We start from the raw sequence: 430 nt of genomic DNA on the forward strand, positions 1-430 counted from the left end.
TTTATCTACAGATCAAATATACAAACTTATCCAAAAGGCAAGTCAATTTAAATCTGGTGAACGTCAACTACCAAACTTTGAAGGGAAATATGTCGCAAATTTATTCTTTGAAAATTCTACTCGAACAAAATGTAGTTTTGAAATGGCAGAACTTAAGCTAGGGTTAAAAACGATTAGCTTTGAAACATCAACATCATCTGTTTCAAAAGGTGAATCTTTATATGACACATGTAAAACTTTAGAAAGTATTGGCTGTGATTTATTAGTCATTAGACATCCGTTTAATAACTACTATGAAAAATTAGCGAATATTAACATCCCAATTGCGAATGCTGGTGATGGTAGTGGACAACATCCAACACAAAGTTTACTTGATTTAATGACGATATATGAAGAATATGGATATTTTGAAGGCTTGAATGTATTGATT

1 protein-coding gene is annotated in these 430 nt (G+C 30.9%); it reads left to right on the forward strand.

What is annotated here, in order from left to right:
* A partial coding sequence (locus KDK95_RS39000) for an aspartate carbamoyltransferase (protein WP_504799960.1) occupies window positions 1-430 on the forward strand: 430 nt, incomplete at both ends.

The sequence above is a fragment of the Actinospica acidithermotolerans genome (assembly GCF_018139625.1).
GTDB lineage: Bacteria > Actinomycetota > Actinomycetes > Streptomycetales > Catenulisporaceae > Actinospica > Actinospica acidithermotolerans.